Here is a 15,423-nt window from a genome sequence, read left to right on the forward strand (position 1 = left end):
GGGATTTATGGTTAAACTGGTAGTCATCATTACTTTTACATTTTTCAAAGGGATGACAATCAAATGGGTATAACAAATGCTCATCCAGAGCCCGATAGACAATTGAATCACAGAAACATATGGGCTGGTGTTTTATTTGGGATTGGTCTTGTTACGTTTATAGATGAAATGGTTTTCCATCAACTTTTACACTGGCATCATTTTTATGATAAATCGACAACGAGTGTGGGACTGGTTTCTGATGGATTTTTTCATGCATTGAGTTGGTTAACGACTGTAGGTGGGTTGTTTGTAGTTGCGGATCTTCGCCGCAGAAATGCTTGGAATCGGGAAAAATGGCTAGGAAGCGTTTTATTGGGTGCGGGGGTGTTTCAGTTTTATGATGGGACAGTTCAACATAAACTGATAATGCTTCACCAAATTCGTTATAATGTGGTGATTCTTCCGTATGATTTGATTTGGAATCTTACTGCGATTGCAATGATTGTCATTGGATATTACTTAGTGAAAAAATCTAAGGACTCGCAAGAACAAATGAACGTTTCTGGTTCAAACTCATGACTTCCGATGTAATTAACCTATCCTTGATCGGAATAGGTGTGATGGCTATTATCCTTTATCTCATTGGAGTTAGGACAACGAATCAACGCTACAAAAAATGGCCCTACTTCCGAACACTTCTATGGATTACGGGTGTTATTTCTGCGGAGTCAGCCCTAGTTGGACCAATCGCTGCTCGAGCTCATCATGATTTCACAGCACATATGATGGGGCATTTATTGCTTGGCATGCTAGCTCCCCTCCTATTGGTTCTGAGTGCGCCTGTCACGTTAATCTTACGGAGTTTATCGATTTCGAATGGACGGCGTTTAACGAAAGTGCTAAGAAGTCGGTTGGGAGGATTTTTTAGTGACCCCTTGGTTGCTTCCGTTCTAAATATTGGTGGCCTTTGGCTTTTATACACAACTGAATTATATTCAGCCATGCACCATCATGTTTCACTCCATCTTTTGGTCCATATTCATGTGTTTTTAGCGGGTTATCTTTTTACCGTTTCGATGATTTATATTGACCCAATTCCCCATAGCAGGAGCTATCTTTATCGAGGAATTGTATTGGTGATTGCGCTCGCTGGTCATGGTATTTTATCAAAATACATCTACGCCATTCCACCTGTTGGAGTGCCGTCACTCCAGGCGGAGCAGGGGGGAGTGCTTATGTACTATGGTGGGGATGCGATTGACCTAGTCCTAATTATTGTTTTTTGGCTTCAGTGGTTTAAGTCTAGTCGACCACGAGAATCTCGGACTTTAAGCGGGTCATTTTGAAATATCAAATTGTTGAGGCTGGGGATGGGGGCATAACGTGCCCGAAAAGCCGTCGAGTTCTTGTGGAAGGTCACGCTGGAGGTTTCAACGTGACCAAAAGGCTGTCGAAATTATGGTAAAGGTCACGCTGGAGGGTTCAACGTGACCAAAAAGCTGTCGAGCTCATGGAAAAGGTCATGCTGGAGGTTTCAACGCGACCAAAAGACTGTCGAAATCATGGTAAAGGTAACGATGGAGGTTTCACGATTAAAAGTATTTATCACTCCTAAGGCATCCTTACATCCAACACTTGTTCAGGCAAAGCAGTCGATAAATGCTGAAATTTGCCAACATGGAACAATCCTTGAACGGTCAGCTTTAGCTCCGGAATAACTGGCAATGCAAGAAAAGAGAGGGTTAAGAAGGGATTAAACTCCCCAGAAACACCAAGTTCCGTCAATGCCTCATTTAATTTCTGAAGCTTCCTGTATACCTCTTGAAAGGGAAGAGGGGAGATTAGCCCACTAACCGGTAGGTCCATTGAAGCAAGTATTGCACCGTTTTTGACCACGATTAACCCTCCTTGCCTTTTCTTTAGCTCTGAGGCGGCCAATAAGATATCATCATCGTTCTCTCCACATAGGATGAGATTATGAGAATCATGAGAAACTGTAGATGCAATTGCCCCTGATTTTAAACCAAGACCTTTCACAATCCCTAATCCAATTTGACCGGTCATTTTGTGCCGCTCTACTAGCACGAGTTTTAACAAATCATCCCGAACAGAGGTCAGAAATAAGTTACCGTTATCGAGATTCACTTCCTCAATGCAATGTCGTGTTACAAGGCTATTAGGAACCACCTCAATAATGTTGGCGTATTTCCCCGTAACAGGAATATCTAAATCTCCAACTGTTAAGTCAAAGAATCTTACACTCTCTGATAACTTAGCATTATGCCTTACGGTGCTTGGAACCACTGACTTCGTAAATACCCCATTAAGGACAACCTCGGTTCCATCTTTCATCACCCGATGAATCTTCATTTCTGTTAGGTTTTCAATGATAAGAAGGTCAGCCTTGTAGCCTGGTGCGATTGCGCCCCGATCATGAAGCCCAAAGCACTCGGCGGCATTTAAGGTAGCCATTTGAATGGCCGTTATTGGATCGACTCCAGATTGGATTGCGAGTTTAATATTAAAATCAATGCTCCCCTCGTCAATCAAATCATCAAGATGTTTATCATCTGTAACGAATAGACAGCGACGTGAGTTCTTTTCATTCACAATCCCAATAATATTCTTTAAATCCTTTGCCACTGTGCCTTCACGAATCATTAGATACATCCCTTTTTGCAAGCGATTCTTCGCTTCAGTGAGTGTAGTGCATTCATGGTCGGTCCTAATCCCGGCTGCCATATAAATATTCAACTCATCTGGCTGAAGGCCGGCGGCATGACCATCTATTTTTTTACCAAAAGATGATGTTAGATTAAGCTTTTCGAGCATTTGTTCCTCACCATATTTAACCGCGGGGAAATTCATAACCTCTGCCAGTCCCAGTACCATTGGGTGTTGAAGAAAGGGTTTTAAGTCTGCCATAGTAAGCTTTGCGCCAGCATATTCAAAGTCGGTTGCAGGGACGCACGAGGGGAGCATGACAAAAAGGTCAAGGATTGAGTTTTCTGATTGATCGAGGATGTACTTTATTCCCTCGATACCTGAGACGTTCGCGATTTCATGAGGATCGGTGATGGCGGTCGTGACCCCGTGCATGAGGAGGACCTTTGCAAATTCTTGTGGAGTGACCATGGAAGACTCAACGTGCACATGGCCATCAATTAATCCGGGCGAGATATAGCTACCCTTGGCGTCAATCTCTTCTTTTCCTTTGTAACGTCCAATTCCAGCGATATAGCCATCAACAATAGCAATATCATTTTCTATGATTTCGCTATTAAAAACATCGATGATTTTTCCGTTTTTTATCACGAGGTCGGCTTGTTCACGACCGGCAGCGACCGCGATTCTCCTAGCTAACGTCCTATCCATTCTCGTCACTCCTTTTTTAGTTTAATATATGACTTTTTCACTTGATTGTGTCCAGGCCTTAAAGGCTGAATCTGCATGTTTAGGGTATAGTTTCATCATTGGAATTTGCCGTTCCTCATGGGGTACCTCCAGTTGTTCATAGATAAATTTGTCATCAAAGCCAATATTTGCAGCATCTTCCTTTGTACAAGCAAAATATACAGCTTTTGGGCGTGCCCAAAAAATAGCACCAAGGCACATCGGGCAAGGTTCGCAGCTCGTATAAAGTTCACAATCGTCTAGCTGATAAGAGTTTAAAAACTGACATGCCGCGCGTATCGCTTGTACTTCAGCGTGAGCAGTGGGATCATTTAATCTGGTTACATGATTTTGCCCAATGCCGACAATTTCACCATCCTTCACGACAACGGCACCAAAGGGACCTCCAGTTTTATCTATTACATTATCTAATGCAAGCTGAACAGCTATCTCTATAAACTTATCCATTTATCATTCACTCACTTTCTTTATAAAAAAAATTAGTTCCAGTTTCCTATGCTCTTAGAAAGGAACAAAGTTTCTAACATCGTATATGAACTTTCCATCCTTTTATATAAACTTGGAAGGAAATGTAACATAGTTTTATTATAAGTAGTGCCTAACTATAAAACAGAGAGGAATAAACGAAAATGTTCTAGTTCATATTTAATTCACACTTTACAACTCGGAATACTAAGGTTATGATATGGATAAGAATTTAAACGAAATGATGAGCAATTGTAAAGGACAAAAGGAGGTCATTGTTATGAAGGAAAAATACCCTGTTATCGATGGTGCTGAGACGTTTTTTTATAAAGGAAATGAAGTAGGGATACTCCTTTCGCATGGATTTGTTGGGACACCACAGAGTGTTCAGTTCATTGGAGAGCAACTTGCGGAGTACGGCTATACCGTTTTGGCACCACGTTTACCAGGGCATGGGACCCATTATCATGACCTAGAAAATTGTACTTATGAAGATTGGTTTGAAGCATTGGAAAAGGGCTACAAATTCTTAGTACAAAAGTGCTCAACTGTATTTGTCATCGGGCAATCGATGGGAGGGACCTTGACTCTTAAGTTGGCACATAAATATCCTGAGATTCAGGGGATTGCTACGATAAATGCAGCATTAACGCTTCCTTCTTTTGACTATTTAAAAAATAGTCAGGGGCCACAATATCTTCCTGAAGGAGATCCTGATATTAAGGCTAAGGGAGTTTATGAGATTACTTACGAGCAAACGCCTTTGAAAGCAATTCATCAACTCCAAGCATTAATGACAAGTACGCCAAGGATACTTGCTGATATTACGCCGCCAATTTTATGTATAAAATCATCTGTTGACCATGTCGTACCACCAGAAAACACAACCTTCATTTATAAAAAAGTTGGCTCAAAGGTAAAGAATCTCGTCACTTTGGACAATTCTTACCATGTTGCATCAATGGACAATGATAAACAGAAAATCGTAGAGCATGTTTATTCTTTTGTTCAACAGCAGCTTACAGAAAAACTAGTAGCTTCATATTCATAAATAAAAAAGTGACTTCTCCCAATGGGCAGTCACTTTTTCGCATGTTTTTTTACAATACAAAATTTGAAAGGACAAATAAAATCACAATACTTATTAAAATACATAAGTTCGAAATGGTGCCGATTAACCGAGGTGTGGAATATTTGAATTCATGTGAGTAGGGAATAACAGCTAGTCCAATTGGCAATAGAAAGCCGATTAAAATCGTCAGTCTGAACATGTGATTGACCGGTAGCAAAAAGTAAAAAGCTAACCCAAATAGCAACCCGAAACCGTAGCGAAAGAGCAAGTACTTAAAGATTGGCCGAACATATTGTTTTTCAAAAGTGAAATTCATATACACCCCTAAAAGGATTAAGGATAATGGCATATTAGCCTTTGAAATTATCGTCGCAACATCAATGAATTCAGTGGGGAGCTTGATATTCACGAAGTTCAAAATGGTCATGATGATATAGCTCATGAACGGAATCGATTTGCTAAATTTCTTGACAATCCCGGTAGTGTTAAGACTTAGCCCATCTTTAGAATAATAACTTCCTAGGATATAGGATAGTCCAAAGACGAGAAAGGCATTTCCTCCATCAAACATCCCAAAATACAAAAGACCTTCTGCACCCCAAAAAGCCTCTACGAGCGGAAAGGCAAATAATCCTACATTGTAACCGGTAGAAAGCATCATCATGGTTCCCTTAAGTTCTTTTTCTTCGTTTTTAAAGACGAAATAAGCTAATAAAACGGAAATCACCCCATAGCTTATCACGATAATAGGCAGGAGCATCAACGATAGTTCAATTTGGACGGAGTTGAGGGAGATAATAACAAGGGCTGGTAACGTAATGTTAAAAATAATTCTTGAAATGACCTCACCATCAGATTCTTTTAAGATATTAAGCTTTTTAAATAGATATCCAACACCAATTAATAGCAATATATTTAAAAATTCCTGGTTCATACTGATACTCCTCTTATGTCCGCCGCATCTGTTGAGATGTTGCTTTAATTAATATTGCGTATACCAATTCACAAACTATTATATTATAACACTGATTTAAAAGCTGGGGTAATAGAAAAAGACCTGCTCCCTGAGGGGCAGGTCCAACGGTTAAAACGTGTTATAAATATTATCACACTCGCCACTTCGCGGTTCAAAAAAGCAGTGTAGTTTGTAACGTCCAACAAGTGGTTGATTGTACCAGATTGCCGGACAATCACCAGCTGGTCGGAAGTACCAAAGACTGTATTTTGCTGGCCACTCTCGAATACCCCTTACCGCTTTACGTGCAAGCTTTTTTTCAGCTTCTCTAGCTCTTTGATAAAAATATCCTTTTTGCGTAGCCTCAAACGCATGCTCTTGGTAGATCATTTGGGGAATTGTCCTAATCCCTTTAAAGTCGGAGCAATTCCCACGAATCCGGTTGATGCCAACAGATCCGACATGCATCATGCCCTGAGTGCCTTCCCCTTCAGCTTCCGCCCTTAGCAACCTTGCTAACAGATCAATATCTGCTTCAGTGTGTTTCACTACGGCCATAAAGCCCACCTCCAATATACCTTATCATATTGCATAGAGTTTAAGATGGTTACCTACTACCCAAGGCTTATCCTAAAAATGACTTTGCAGGCACTTATGAAAAGAGGTGTAGAACGGTACAGGTTACTTGCCGATTTTAGTTTTACAACAATTTAATTACTTTAATAATGTCTAATTGTTAGTATTGTTTTAAAGCAATTTATAGAGTTTATGGATTGTTTTACATGAAATAACTATCATTTTTTCAGATAAAATAGTATTATTTAAAAATATTCAGCTTGAAGGCGCAGAAGGAGATTTATTTTATTATGAAGACACATGAACAATGGACATCCAAGCTTGGGTTCATTCTAGCAGCGGCTGGCTCCGCAATAGGATTAGGAGCCATTTGGAAGTTTCCTTATATGGCAGGAACAAATGGAGGAGCGATATTTTTCTTGCTTTTTATCTTGTTAACATTATTTGTAGGTGCCCCGATATTAATTGCCGAATTTTTAATTGGTCGGAATAGTCAAAAGGATGCAATCAGGGCTTATCAAAAGCTTGCTCCTGGAACTAAATGGCATTATATTGGCGGCGCGGGTGTTGTTTTTTCTTTTATCTTGCTCTCATTTTACAGTGTTGTCGGTGGGTGGATTCTATCGTATTTAGGAAGAAGCATCACCGGTTCTTTATCGAATGCCAACTACGGGGAATTATTTAATGAAATTATTGCTAACCCAGTAGAAGTGGTACTTTGTCAGTTTATTTTTATGATTATGACGATTATGGTTGTTAAAGGTGGCGTCCAGAAGGGGATTGAACGAGCAAGTAAATATATGATGCCTGCACTTTTTCTTTTATTTATTATCCTTGCGATTCGTTCGTTAACCCTAGAAGGCGCCGGAGCTGGTATCGAGTTTTTACTCAAACCGGATTTCTCGGCAATGACGGCAGAAACGGTCCTTTTGGCATTAGGGCAGGCTTTTTTTACTTTAAGTGTCGGGATATCCGTCATGGTAACTTATGCTTCCTATTTGTCTAAATCAGAGAATATTGTTAAATCTGCATTTTCTGTTGCTGGATTAAATATCCTAATTTGTTTCCTAGCAGGAATTGTTATATTCCCAGCTGTTTTTGCACTCGGTTTTGAGCCGGGGCAGGGACCTGGATTGGTGTTTGTTGTATTGCCGGCGGTTTTCAATGAAATGGCCTTTGGTAGTGTCTTTTTATTTATATTTCTTGTCTTGCTTTTATTTGCAACGCTTACCTCTGCCTTTTCAATCTTGGAAATTGTCGTGGCTGTACTTGTAAAAGATGAAAAAGAAAAGCGGAGCAAACTAGCTTGGATCAGTGGCTTATTGATTTTTATTGTTGGAGTACCTAGTGCACTTTCGTTCGGTGTCCTATCAGAAGTGCAGGTCTTTGGAAAGTCCGTTTTTGATGCAGCTGATTTCCTTGTTAGTAATTTAGGATTACCGCTGGGAGCTTTGTTCATCTCAGTATTTGTTGGTTACAGGCTCCCGCGTAAATTGGTGAAGGAAGAATTATCACTTGGAACAAATGGTTTAGGTTTCTTCTACGACATTTGGTATTTTTCCATCCGCTTTGTTGCGCCAATTGCCATTACTGTTGTATTTTTGCAATCTATCGGACTTCTATAAAGTTTCATAAAAGATGAATCATGCAAAGGGCTGTCTTATTGATGGCTCTTTTTGCATACCTATAATCAAGTGGATTCGGTTAGAAAAATAGGAGGGAGATATCATGCAAAAACAAGCGCACTTGCCCGATCTACAAAAGAAGGCTTTTATCGATGCTCCAATTGAAACAGTATGGGAAGCTGTTGCAACCTCTGAAGCTCTTGCAAACTGGTTTATGCTAAATGATTTTAAACCAGTGGAGGGGCATAAATTCGAACTGAATCGAGGTCAGTTTGGAGTTTCGCCCTGTTATGTCAAGAAAGTGATCCCGACACAGCATCTATCTTTTACATGGGGGAAAGATTGGACCGTTACATTTGATTTGAAAAAACATGGTGACTTAACGGAATTCACGGTAACACATTCCGGTTGGGATTCTGAAAAGATAACTGAATTTCGTGCCGCACACCCAGTGGTGCATGAGAACATGAATGTTGGATGGTCGAATTTAATTAAGAAACTTTACGACTACGTAGAAGGAATTAAAGGTTCTCATTAGCAATAAAAAGACGACTCATTTAATTGAGCCGTCTTTTTAGTATATTTTACTATTTTATACAGTAGTCTCAACGGGTTCAGTTTGTGTTATGACTTCACTTAAAAAATTGGCAACTTCCTGTTCAAGTTCGATATACTCTTTTAACAAGAGAGCAGCAGCTTGATAAAGCGGGATTTCTGTTGATTTTATCAGTTTCTCACAGAACTGTGGTGCCCATCGCCCCAAATGTTCGTTTAAGAAGTGGGTTTGTTCCTCGATTAGTTTCTTTGTATATGCATCCTCTTCACTTTCAAAAATCTCTTGTGTCAGGTAGCTCATAAACTCCAATTCAATCACAATATGGTCTTCTGGTTCATTATTTTCTTTGATAAAATGCAACCCATGCTGTTGATAACATTTCCGTACTTGTAGAGTCTGATCATCAAATAATAAGTGTTCCCTTCCAAGATAGACCGATTCCCATAAAGGTGCTGGTAAAGAGTGTGGACCAACAAATAAACGGTTATATTCGTCCTTTGTTTCTTGCATTGACTGTGTTTCGAACAGTAAACAGTCAATGGACTTGTTAATTTTCTTAGCGTTATCACTAATCTCACATAGAGATTGGAAAATTTGATCATTTTTAAGCACATACAATGAATCTTTTGTAGGTGAAAGATCCAAAATAAAACGGACCACTTCGTTCATGACAAATCTTGTTTGAAATAGGATGCCGAAAGTACGTTCTTTTTCTATGATAGCCGTCATGTCTTTTCCCTCTTTCTAGTATAGGAATAAAGTATATAAGGAAATTGTATCGGAGAGTGGGAACTTTTTATTACATAAAGATAAGTTGTCATACAATTGTCTAAGTTATATTAAAAAATTATGAACATTTCGGTCATCTCATAGTAAAAGAAAGGTATTAAAGCACCGTTACATAAGGGGAGGGAGAACTTTTTTGGACAAACATGACATTTATCATATATAACCTATGACACCTGGTACTACAATTGCATTTTTTCCTTACTTATAATTAAGTTAACAACATAACGGAAGGGGAAATTGTAAATTATGAAAGATCCAAAACAACGCGCTTTGAGGAAGCAGGTTGCCCCTTATGAAAAATCTGAATTACACAATAGTATCCTACAGATTATTAATACATTGGGGCCATTTTTTATCCTTTGGTTTTTAGCCTATAAAAGCCTATCGATTTCTTATTTCCTCACTCTAGGGATATGTATCGTGGCATCAGGCTTTCTAGTGCGCACCTTCATCATATTCCATGACTGTACACACTATTCATTTTTCAAGAGCAGAAAAGCCAATCGAGTACTTGGAACGATTACAGGAATCTTAACGCTGTTTCCATTTGAAAAGTGGGGGCATGACCATGCCATCCATCATGCAACAAGCAGTAATTTAGATAAGCGTGGAACTGGTGACCTATGGATGCTTACAGTTGAGGAATACATGGAAGCATCAACTTGGACGAAAATTCAATATCGTTTTTATCGAAATCCCTTTGTGATGTTCATTTTAGGACCCATTTATGTGTTTGGCATTGAAAACCGTTTTAATCACCGAGGTGCAAGACGAAAAGAACGCATGAATACGTATCTAACGAATGTGTTACTTGTTGTAGTAATCACTCTACTTTGCATGCTAATCGGTTGGAAGAACTTCCTACTAATTCAGGGACCAATTTTTATGATTTCGGGTGCCCTTGGAATCTGGTTATTCTATATCCAGCATACATTTGAAGATTCTTATTTCGAGGAAGATGAACACTGGGAATATGTCAGAGCAGCCGTAGAGGGAAGTTCTTTTTACAAACTCCCGAAAATTCTTCAATGGTTAACAGGGAATATTGGTTACCACCATGTGCATCATCTAAGTCCGAGAGTACCGAACTATAAGCTTGAGGAAGCGCATGAGAATACAAAACCACTACAAAATGTACCAACAATCACACTTGCAACAAGCTTGGGTTCATTGAAATTCCGACTGTGGGACGAAGAAAGCAAAAAATTTGTTCCCTTTAGTCACTTGAAAAAAGTTGCAAAAAGGCGAGTTTCGGTAGAGGCAAAGCCAGAAATATAAGTCATAAAGACTCTCCTTGATATTTAAGGAGGGTCTTTTAGTGCGCCCAGCATGGGTCCAGTCTATAGGGTGCAAGTCCCGAACTGTGAAGGCAGAAGTAGCAGTAGCTTAACGCAAGGGTGTCCGTGGTGACGCGGAATCTGAAGGAAGCGAGCGGCAAACCTCCGGTCTGAGGAACACGAACTTCATATAAGGCTAGGTATCATTGGATGAGTTTGCTAAACAAAACAAAGTCCTTTCTGCCGAAGGTGATACAGAGTAAATGGAGCAGATAGATGGAGGGAAAGACTGTACTCTTACCTGGGGAGGTCTGGCTGGAAAGCCGAGCACACTCGGTAAACTACTCTGAGAAGAGTAGCTGAGCAGTCAGAAGTCAGCAGAGGTCATAGTACTTGACTAGCTATAGATAGTTAAGGAAGGACTGAACATTTAGGAAGAATATACACTAGGCGTTCACTGGTTATGATGATACAGACAATCCATTAATGGACTTACTTGAAGGAGGACGTGGTGAATTCCACTGGGGACTTTAAGAGGGTGGAATAAGCAGTGGCACAATCAGAACGTATATTCACGAGAAAGGATTGTATCGGAATGATGGAACGACTACTGTCGCGGGAAAATCTACTTTCGGCATTAAAACGAGTCGAAAAGAATAAGGGTAGCCACGGTGTAGATGAAATGCCTGTAAAATCCCTACGAGCGCATCTTCTACAAAACTGGCAAGAAATCCGAAATTCAATAGAGACTGGAACTTATGAGCCTATGCCAGTCAGACGTGTCGAAATCCCGAAACCGAATGGCGGCATACGTTTATTAGGAATTCCTACCGTGACAGATCGTTTGATTCAACAAGCGATAGCCCAAATATTAACCCCAATCTATGACCCATCCTTTTCCGAAAATAGCTACGGGTTCAGACCTAGAAGAAGAGCACATGACGCTGTTAGGAAAGCAAGGACATATATAGAAGAGGGCTATAGATGGGTAATAGATATGGATTTAGAAAAGTTCTTCGACAAAGTAAATCACGATATGCTTATGGGACTCTTGGCGAAAAGAGTTAAAGATAAGACGCTTCTAAAGTTAATTAGAAAATACTTAGAATCGGGAATTATGATAAACGGAGTGGAGATTATCAGTGAAGAAGGAGTTCCTCAAGGTGGACCACTTAGTCCACTATTGTCCAATATTATGCTAGATGAACTCGACAAGGAACTAGAGAGAAGGGGACATAAATTTGTCCGTTACGCAGATGACTGTAATATCTACGTTAAAACCAAGAAAGCAGGTTTACGTGTTAAAAGCTCTATAACTGCCTTCATTGAGAAGAAACTCAAGCTAAAAGTGAATGAGGGGAAAAGTGCAGTAGAACGACCGTGGAAACGAAAGTTTCTTGGATTTAGCTTCACATCACACCGGAATCCTAAAATCCGTATCGCAAAAGAGAGTATAAAGAGAGCTAAAAATAAAATAAAAGAACTGACATCAAGGTCGAAATCCATCTCAATAGAATTACGCATTGAGAAATTAAATGAATACCTTGTAGGTTGGTGCGGATATTTTGCGTTGGCCGATACGCCAACTCCCTTTAAACAACTAGATGAAACAATTCGAAGAAGACTTCGGATGTGCCTGTGGAAACAATGGAAACTACCTAAAACCAAAGTAAAAAGGCTCATTTCTTTAGGAGTTCCAAAAGAAAAAGCCTTTGAATGGGGAAATTCACGTAAGAAATACTGGCGCATTTCTAATAGTCCTATTTTAAACACAACGCTTAATTTAGAATTTTGGCGAAAACATAAGCTGAAAAGTCTAGTAAATAGATACAATTACTTACGTCATACTTAAGTGAACCGCCGTATACCGAACGGTACGTACGGTGGTGTGAGAGGTCGGGGGTTAGTCACCCCCTCCTACTCGATTTAAAATCAAGGTAGGTCGAAATATTGCGAATGTTTTATATGCGTAGGTATGGACGCCCTAAGGGTGTGCGAAGTCCTGGAGCGAAAATCAACAAACCATGATTATAACAGCTTAACAAGAAATATGGTAAAATATAGAGAATAATAGAAGGTTTGAGGGTGCTGAATGCTTAAACAATATTGGAAATTATTAAAAACCACAGGGATATCCCCTTATATATGGACGATTCTTGGCATATTGCCATTCTATTTTATTTTCTCACAGTCTGCCTCTACAGCAGAGATTGTCATTGGAATCATTCTAACATTAGCATTTTTTCTCTTTTATCGCTTGGCCTTTGCGGCAAAATCCTGGACGGTTTATCTATGGAGCAGTATTCTGATTGGTATTTCCGTCGTATTAACTTTGTTCTTCAGTTACGTTTATTTTGCCTTTTTTATTGCCTATTTGGTAGGTCGAATTCAAAATCGCATTCCTTTTTTTGTCTTATACTTTATCCATCTTGTCTGCATGTCGGTTGCGATTAATCTTGAGCTTATTTTTAAAGAGGCTCTATTTTTAAGGCAACTGCCATTTATCATCATTGTTTGGCTTAGTATTATTTTCTTGCCATTAAGCATGCGCACAAAAAAAGTAACGGGACGTTTAGAAGAAAAGCTTGAAGATGCGAATAAGCGAATTGCCGAGCTCGTAAAAGCAGAGGAGCGTCAACGGATTGCTCGTGACCTCCACGATACATTAGGACAAAAGCTGTCACTGATTGGATTAAAAAGTGATCTTGCAGGTAAATTGGTTTATAAAGATCCAGAGCAGGCTCGAGCGGAATTGAAGGATGTTCAAAGCACCGCAAGAACGGCTTTAAATGAAGTTCGGAAAATGGTATCTGAGATGCGGGGGATTCGCTTAAAAGATGAACTTCATCGTGTTGAACAGATCCTAAATGCGGCAGAAATTAACCTTGAGTTGGAGGTTGATGTATCTTCGAAAACGATATCTCCATTCATCGAAAATATTTTAAGCATGTGTCTAAAAGAAGCTGTAACAAATGTAGTCAAGCATAGCCAAGCATCAAACTGTCTCGTTACAATCGAACAATCTGATAAAGCAATCACTCTAAAAATAAAAGATGATGGAATTGGAGAGGTCACCGAATCAGATTTTTCAAAGGGTAGCGGTTTAAATGGCATGAGAGAACGTCTTGAATTTGTAAATGGAACGCTTGAAGTGGTGAGTGAGAATGGAAATGTCCTTATTATAAAAGTGCCGAGAGTCATTAAACAGTCTTAAAGGAGGGAGCGAATTGATTCGCATTGTCATTGCTGAAGATCAGCGAATGCTGCTAGGAGCATTAGGTTCCTTGCTTAGTTTGGAAGAGGATTTGGAAGTGGTAGGAAAAGCGAATAATGGAGAAGAAGCAGTTGAATTGGTTAAAAAGCATCAACCCGATATTTGCATAATGGATATTGAAATGCCAGGAAAAACGGGGCTGGAAGCCGCAGAAGAGTTAAAAACAACAGACTGCAAGGTCATTATTTTAACTACATTTGCTCGTTCAGGTTATTTCCAACGAGCAATCAAAGCAGGAGTAAAAGGCTATTTGTTGAAGGATAGCCCAAGCGAGGAGTTAGCTAGCTCCATTCGCAATGTGATGGCTGGGCGAAGAGTGTACGCACCTGAGCTTATGGATGATCTTTATAGCGAGGAAAACCCTTTGACAGAAAGGGAAATGGAGGTCCTCGGCTTAGTTGCAGATGGAAAAAACACAAAAGACATCGCATCAGAGCTAACAATTACGACGGGAACGGTTCGCAATTATATTTCTACTATCCTAGATAAATTAGAAGTTACCAACCGCATAGAAGCGATTCGACAATCGAAGGAAAAAGGTTGGTTTAAATAAAAAGAGCCTTACCCTAGTCATGTTAAGGCTTAGGGGCGGGCTCTTTTCACTTTAGCCTTTTTAAAATGGCGGACTCAAAGGTCTTCCAAGGGAAAAGCATTTTGAGGAATAGATTTGTTTTGACTCCTTTGCCAATCGGATACCGCAAGTCTGGTGAAGGTGTTTGGCTAGCGACTTGAGCAACCAATCTTGCCACATCTTCCGGTTGACCATGGTCCTCTTTACCTGACTCAATTTCATTCTTTAATGCAAGCATATAAGAATGATAGGCCGATTCTTCACGAACTTTAACCCCATCCATACTTGTCCAAATATTTGTCTTATAGGAACCTGGTTCAACGAGCACGACATCAATGCCAAATGGCTTTAGCTCTAATCTCAAACTTTCACTAAAGCCTTCGAGCGCATGCTTTGAGGCAGTATAGGGAGATAATCCTGGGAATCCGATTCGACCACTAATGCTACTAATATTAATAATTCTACCTTGGCCACGGGCTCGCATAAAGGGTAAAACGGCCTTGGTCACCGCGATGACACCAAAGAAATTCGTTTCGAACTGCAAGCGATAGTCATCAACAGAAAGTTCCTCGCAAAACCCCCCAACAGCTAAACCTGCATTGTTTACGAGGACGTCTACATACTCTAATTGAGAAAGGAATCGTTCAAATTGGGCAATTGAATCTGCTGATGTTACATCAAGTGATTCAATTTGAATGTTTTCGGTCAGATTTTGTTCTTTTGCGATTGATAATAGGGAAGCGGCTTTGTTACAATCTCTCATCGTGGCAATTACATGAAAACCATTTCTCGCTAGTTCAATGACACATAATAACCCAAAGCCACTAGATGATCCCGTGACAATTGCTGTTTTTTGTTTCATGATTT

15 protein-coding genes are annotated in these 15,423 nt (G+C 39.8%); 9 read left to right on the plus strand and 6 right to left on the minus strand.

Annotated features, from left to right (window positions below; all coding sequences use genetic code 11):
- Positions 1-63 precede the first annotated feature (63 nt).
- Both LG336_RS13180 and LG336_RS13185 read left to right on the plus strand, forming a co-directional pair.
- Complete coding sequence (locus tag LG336_RS13180) at positions 64-561, plus strand: DUF2243 domain-containing protein (protein ID WP_404332957.1); 498 nt, start codon at positions 64-66, stop codon at positions 559-561.
- A complete protein-coding gene (locus LG336_RS13185) occupies positions 558-1,328 on the plus strand; it encodes a cytochrome c oxidase assembly protein (protein WP_404332958.1) in 771 nt (256 codons plus the stop codon). The genes LG336_RS13180 and LG336_RS13185 overlap by 4 nt, the downstream gene beginning before the upstream one ends.
- A 265-nt stretch (positions 1,329-1,593) precedes the next feature.
- On the opposite strand, the gene ade is transcribed toward LG336_RS13185, so the two are convergent.
- Positions 1,594-3,357, minus strand: coding sequence for an adenine deaminase (gene ade / locus LG336_RS13190; RefSeq protein ID WP_404332959.1), 1,764 nt, complete (start codon positions 3,355-3,357; stop codon positions 1,594-1,596).
- 21 nt (positions 3,358-3,378) lie between these two features.
- Positions 3,379-3,843: a nucleoside deaminase gene (locus LG336_RS13195; protein ID WP_404332960.1), complete on the minus strand. Its 465-nt coding sequence runs from the start codon at positions 3,841-3,843 to the stop codon at positions 3,379-3,381.
- 298 nt (positions 3,844-4,141) lie between these two features.
- On the opposite strand from LG336_RS13195, the gene LG336_RS13200 reads away from it, so the two are divergent.
- Positions 4,142-4,912, plus strand: coding sequence for an alpha/beta hydrolase (locus LG336_RS13200; RefSeq protein ID WP_404332961.1), 771 nt, complete (start codon positions 4,142-4,144; stop codon positions 4,910-4,912).
- A 49-nt stretch (positions 4,913-4,961) separates the two neighbouring features.
- Here the strand turns inward: LG336_RS13200 and LG336_RS13205 are convergent, their stop codons facing one another.
- Both LG336_RS13205 and LG336_RS13210 read right to left on the minus strand, forming a co-directional pair.
- Positions 4,962-5,867, minus strand: a complete 906-nt coding sequence (locus LG336_RS13205; RefSeq protein WP_404332962.1) for an AEC family transporter — start codon at positions 5,865-5,867, stop codon at positions 4,962-4,964.
- Positions 5,868-6,017: 150 nt separating this feature from the next.
- Positions 6,018-6,446, minus strand: a complete 429-nt coding sequence (locus LG336_RS13210) for a cell wall hydrolase (RefSeq protein ID WP_404332963.1) — start codon at positions 6,444-6,446, stop codon at positions 6,018-6,020.
- Positions 6,447-6,754: 308 nt separating this feature from the next.
- Between LG336_RS13210 and LG336_RS13215 the strand changes: the two genes are divergently transcribed.
- Together LG336_RS13215 and LG336_RS13220 are read left to right on the plus strand one after the other, a co-directional pair.
- Positions 6,755-8,089, plus strand: a complete 1,335-nt coding sequence (locus tag LG336_RS13215; RefSeq protein ID WP_404332964.1) for a sodium-dependent transporter — start codon at positions 6,755-6,757, stop codon at positions 8,087-8,089.
- 103 nt (positions 8,090-8,192) lie between these two features.
- Positions 8,193-8,627 carry an SRPBCC domain-containing protein gene (locus LG336_RS13220; protein WP_404332965.1) on the plus strand — a complete coding sequence of 145 codons (435 nt, stop codon included), beginning with the start codon at positions 8,193-8,195 and terminating at the stop codon, positions 8,625-8,627.
- 54 nt (positions 8,628-8,681) lie between these two features.
- Here LG336_RS13220 and LG336_RS13225 read toward each other — a convergent pair whose 3' ends face one another.
- Positions 8,682-9,374 (minus strand): molecular chaperone, encoded by a 693-nt coding sequence (locus LG336_RS13225; protein WP_404332966.1) that lies wholly within the window; start codon positions 9,372-9,374, stop codon positions 8,682-8,684.
- A gap of 306 nt (positions 9,375-9,680) precedes the next feature.
- Between LG336_RS13225 and LG336_RS13230 the strand changes: the two genes are divergently transcribed.
- The 4 genes from LG336_RS13230 (at position 9,681) to LG336_RS13245 (ending at position 14,538) form a co-directional block, all read left to right on the plus strand.
- A complete protein-coding gene (locus LG336_RS13230) occupies positions 9,681-10,712 on the plus strand; it encodes a fatty acid desaturase (RefSeq protein WP_404332967.1) in 1,032 nt (343 codons plus the stop codon).
- A 594-nt stretch (positions 10,713-11,306) separates the two neighbouring features.
- Positions 11,307-12,563, plus strand: coding sequence for a group II intron reverse transcriptase/maturase (gene ltrA / locus LG336_RS13235; protein WP_404333086.1), 1,257 nt, complete (start codon positions 11,307-11,309; stop codon positions 12,561-12,563).
- Between the two features lie 240 nt (positions 12,564-12,803).
- A complete protein-coding gene (locus LG336_RS13240; RefSeq protein ID WP_404332968.1) occupies positions 12,804-13,925 on the plus strand; it encodes a histidine kinase in 1,122 nt (373 codons plus the stop codon).
- 13 nt (positions 13,926-13,938) lie between these two features.
- Complete coding sequence (locus tag LG336_RS13245) at positions 13,939-14,538, plus strand: response regulator (RefSeq protein WP_404332969.1); 600 nt, start codon at positions 13,939-13,941, stop codon at positions 14,536-14,538.
- A 46-nt stretch (positions 14,539-14,584) separates the two neighbouring features.
- Here LG336_RS13245 and LG336_RS13250 read toward each other — a convergent pair whose 3' ends face one another.
- On the minus strand, positions 14,585-15,418 hold the full coding sequence (locus tag LG336_RS13250) for an SDR family oxidoreductase (RefSeq protein ID WP_404332970.1): 834 nt from the start codon (positions 15,416-15,418) through the stop codon (positions 14,585-14,587).
- Between the last annotated feature and the right edge of the window lie 5 nt (positions 15,419-15,423).

Origin of the sequence: Mesobacillus maritimus, from assembly GCF_044803185.1 — a bacterium.
Classification (GTDB): Bacteria; Bacillota; Bacilli; order Bacillales; family Cytobacillaceae; genus Mesobacillus_B; species Mesobacillus_B maritimus_B.